This window comes from Rhodococcus sp. (in: high G+C Gram-positive bacteria) (assembly GCF_049286785.1).
Lineage (GTDB): Bacteria > Actinomycetota > Actinomycetes > Mycobacteriales > Mycobacteriaceae > Rhodococcus_F.
In genome coordinates this window covers 1-3,990 of record NZ_JBAQEO010000887.1, presented here as the reverse complement: position 1 = coordinate 3,990, position 3,990 = coordinate 1, and the positions used below count along the sequence as shown (strand labels likewise).

The following is a 3,990-nucleotide window of genomic DNA, read 5'->3' as shown; positions in this document are numbered from 1 at the left end:
GGGGTGGGGCGGACACACGGGCGCCCAACTGGCGCGGGACGCATCCGGAGGCGATGCCGTCGCGGCGGCGGCACTCGAGCGGGCCGGCATCGCGCTCGGCCGGGCGATCGCCTCCGCGGCCGCCCTGCTCGACGTCGATCTCGCCGTGGTCGGCGGCGGATTCGCACAGTCCGGCCCCCTACTGTGGCAGCCGCTGCGTTCGGCCGCAGCCCTGCACGCCCGGCTGTCCTTCGTATCGGGACTGCGGGTGGTCCCCGCGGAACTCGGCGCCCTGGGAACGCTTGCCGGGGCAGGAGTTCTCGCAGTACGCGGCCGATAACCCTGCCACCTGTTCCGAAATTCTGTAACGTGTTCTAGTGTTCAGGGTCACACACGTTCAGGAGAGGAGGCGACGGTGAGTACCGACCCGGCGCGATCCGCCGACGACTCCTCCGAGGTCGCACGACCCCGCGCCTCGCGACCGGACCCCGATGTCCTGCGGGAGCGGCTCCAAACCTGGCTCCGTCGCCGATCGGCACCCGAGGACTCCGCCTCGCTCGCTCAGGCGCAGGTCACGCACGTGCACGTTCCCGAGGCGAACGGCATGTCGAGCGAAACCATCCTGTTCGACGCCACCTGGTCCGGCGAGGTGCACCCGCTGGTGGCTCGGGCGGCTCCCACGGAATCGACCGTGCCGGTGTTCCCCAGCTACGAACTCGACAACCAGTTCCGGGTGATGGCGCAGGTCGGCGAGCACTCCACCGTCCCCGTCCCGGCCGTCTACTGGTCGGAACCCGACCCCGAACCTCTGGGAGCTCCGTTCTTCGTCATGGCCCGCGTCTCCGGACAGGTGCCGCCCGACGTGATGCCCTACAACTTCGGATCCTGGGTCACCGAGGCCACGCAGGAGCAGCGCGCGCTTCTGCAACGCAGCTCGGTCGACGTGCTCGCGCAACTCCACGGGATCGATGATCCGGCGGAGCGCTTCTCCTTCCTCCGACTGCCCGGCTTCGGCCCCACGGTCACCGAGGCACTGAGCGCGCACATCCGGCGGCAACGCGAGTACTACGAATGGACCACCCACATCGGACCGCGCTCACCGCTGATCGAGCGCGGCTTCGCATGGGTGGAGGAGTACCTGCCGGACGATCCTTCCCCGGCCGTGTTCTGCTGGGGCGACGCGCGCATCGGCAACATCATGTACCGCGACTTCCGGCCCGTTGCCGTCCTCGACTGGGAGATGGCCACTCTCGGACCGCGCGAACTCGACCTGGGCTGGATGGCCTACCTGCACCGGTTCTTCGAGGACATCGCCGAGGTGGCCGGGCTCGAAGGTTTGCCCGATTTCCTGCGGCTCAGCGATATCGCCGGTAGCTACGAGGAACTGACCGGCCACTCTCCCCGCGACCTCGAGTTCTACACGACCTACGCGGCGTTGCGTCAGGCCACCATCATGCTGCGGATCCAGACGCGCGCCATCTATTTCGGACAGGCCGAGACACGAGAAGACCCGGACGATCTCATCATGCACCGGGCCTCCCTCGAGGCCATGCTCGACGGAACCTACTGGGGGAAGCTGCGATGACGGCCGATTTCACCGGCAATCCCCTCTCCCCGATGGATGATTACCCGATTCATCAGGTGGCGGAACCGATTCGGCGGGTCTCGACGTCCGACCGCAACTTCTACGATCGGTACTACTTCAACTGCTATCCGTCCGCCGATCCGGACCTGTTCCTGGTTGCCGGGCTCGGCCAGTATCCCAATCTCGGCGTCACGGATGCGTTCGCGGTGCTGCGCCGCGGCGACGACCACCTCGTGGTCCGCGGTTCCCGTGCCCTCGGGTACGACCGTTCCGACACCACCGTCGGCCCGTTCCGCGTCGAGGTACTCCAAGGTCTGCAGCGGCTTCGCCTGGTGCTCGAGCCCGGCGACTACGACCTGTCGTTCGACCTCACCTTCGATGCCGCCATCCCCGCGACTCTCGAACCACGGCATTTCCGTCGGCAACTCGAGCGGGTCACCTTCGACACCAGTCGTTTCGTCCAGACCGGCACCTGGGCAGGCGAACTCACGATCGACGGGCAGCGCACCCAGGTAACGCCCGACACGTGGCGGGGCAACCGGGACCGGTCGTGGGGTGTGCGGCCGGTCGGCGAGTCCGAACCTCCCGGCCGGCGGGCGGTGGACGGAATCCAGAACTTCTTCTGGATCTACTCGGTGATGCAGTTCGACGAATACTCGATCTCGGTGGTCCTGCAGGAGGACGAACGCGGCAGGCGCATCGTCGAAGAGGCCGTGCGCATCTGGCCCGACGCGGAACGTGAACCCGAGTGGCTCGGCCGTCCGGAACACGAGTTGAAGTTCGAGCCCGGCACCCGGAACGTCACGGCAGCGGCGCTGAGTTTCCACCGCCCGACCGGCGAGGTCGTCACCGTCACCTGTGAGTTGCTGGTTCCCAACTACATCGGCATCGGCACCGGGTACGGACTCGAAGCCGATTGGCGTCACGGGATGTGGCAGGGCGAGCTGGTCGTGCAGGGATTGCGCAAGCAGGTCACCGAGATCGAACCCGGGCTTCTGATGTTCTGTCCCGTCGACAATCTCGCACGTTTTCATCTCACCGACGGGGGCGGGTCCGCTGTCGGGACAGGGCTGTTCGAAGTGGCAGCGATCGGTCCCCATGCACCGTACGGATTCGAGAGTTTCACCGACACCGCCCGCTGACCGGGTGGGTAACCACAGAGGGAATGGATTGATGACCGACTACGACAAGCTCTACATCGGCGGCAAGTGGGTAGCGCCGTCCACCGATCAGGTGCTCGAAGTGTTCTCTCCCGCAACCGAGGAACGTGTCGGCTCGGTTCCCGTCGCCGGGCCGAAGGACATCGACGCCGCCGTGGCCGCCGCCCGCCGGGCATTCGACGACGGACCGTGGCCACGCATGTCGCCCGCGGAGCGGGCGCAGGTGATCGCCAGGGCGGCGAAGCTCCTCGAGGAACGCAGCGAGGAAATCGCCGGTGTGCTCTCGTCCGAGATGGGGCAACCACCGGCGTCGGTGCAGATGATGCAGGTGACCCCATCGCTCGCCACGATCAACTACTACGCCGGACTTGCCGATACATTCGCGTGGACCGAGGAACGTACGGGCGCCTTCGGCCGGTCCCGGGTCACCCGTGAACCGGTCGGTGTGGTGGCCGCCGTGATCGCCTGGAACGTGCCCCTGTTCCTCGCGATCAACAAGCTGGGCCCCGCCCTGCTCGCGGGCTGCACGATGGTGCTCAAGCCCGCACCCGAGTCGCCGCTCACCACCAATATCGTCGCCGAGATCTTCACCCGAGCCGGTCTGCCCGAGGGTGTGCTGTCGCTCGTGCCCGGTGGCGCCGAGACGGGTGAATACCTGGTGTCGCACCCGGACATCGACAAGATCACCTTCACCGGCTCGACCGCGGTGGGCCGCAAGATCGGTGCCATCGCCGCGCAGAACCTCAAGCGCTGCTCCCTCGAACTGGGCGGCAAGTCTGCGGCAATCGTTCTGGAGGACGCCGACCTCGCGTCGACGATGCCGATGCTCGTCATGTCCGGGCTGATGAACACCGGGCAGGCCTGCGTGGGACAGACCCGCATCCTTGCGCCGCGGTCGCGGTACGACGAGGTGGTCGACGGCATGGTGGCCACCGCCGCATTCTTTCCCGTCGGGCTTCCGTCCGATCCGGCCGCACAGCTCGGACCCCTGATTTCGGAGAAGCAGCGTGAGCGCGTCGAGGGTTACATCGCCAAGGGCAAGGAAGAGGGTGCCCGCCTGGTTCTCGGCGGCGGACGTCCGGCCAACCTGGACACCGGGTATTTCGTGGAGCCGACGATCTTCGCGGACGTCGACAATTCGATGACCATTGCCCGGGAAGAGATCTTCGGGCCCGTGCTGTGCGTGATCCCCTACGACTCGGTCGACGAGGCCATCAAGATCGCCAACGACTCGGATTACGGGCTGGCGGGGTCGGTGTACACCAC

General features: G+C 66.9%; 4 protein-coding genes. All 4 read left to right on the top strand.

The window, feature by feature from the left end:
- Positions 1-319 (top strand): ROK family protein (locus tag WAW17_RS31520; protein WP_422336759.1); only part of this gene is annotated, 319 nt, incomplete at its 5' end.
- Positions 320-394: 75 nt separating this feature from the next.
- The gene (locus WAW17_RS31515) at positions 395-1,564 is read left to right on the top strand and encodes a phosphotransferase family protein (protein WP_422336758.1); all 1,170 of its coding nucleotides are present in this window, start codon (positions 395-397) and stop codon (positions 1,562-1,564) included.
- Positions 1,561-2,706, top strand: a complete 1,146-nt coding sequence (locus WAW17_RS31510) for a hypothetical protein (RefSeq protein WP_422336757.1) — start codon at positions 1,561-1,563, stop codon at positions 2,704-2,706. Before WAW17_RS31515 ends, WAW17_RS31510 begins: the two co-directional genes overlap by 4 nt.
- A 31-nt stretch (positions 2,707-2,737) precedes the next feature.
- A partial coding sequence (locus WAW17_RS31505) for an aldehyde dehydrogenase (protein ID WP_422336756.1) occupies positions 2,738-3,990 on the top strand: 1,253 nt, incomplete at its 3' end.

Bases quoted from the DNA above. Each gene is read 5' to 3' on its own strand.
- WAW17_RS31510 (WP_422336757.1), top strand. From the start codon at position 1,561: ATGACGGCCGATTTCACCGGCAATCCCCTCTCCCCGATGGATGATTAC.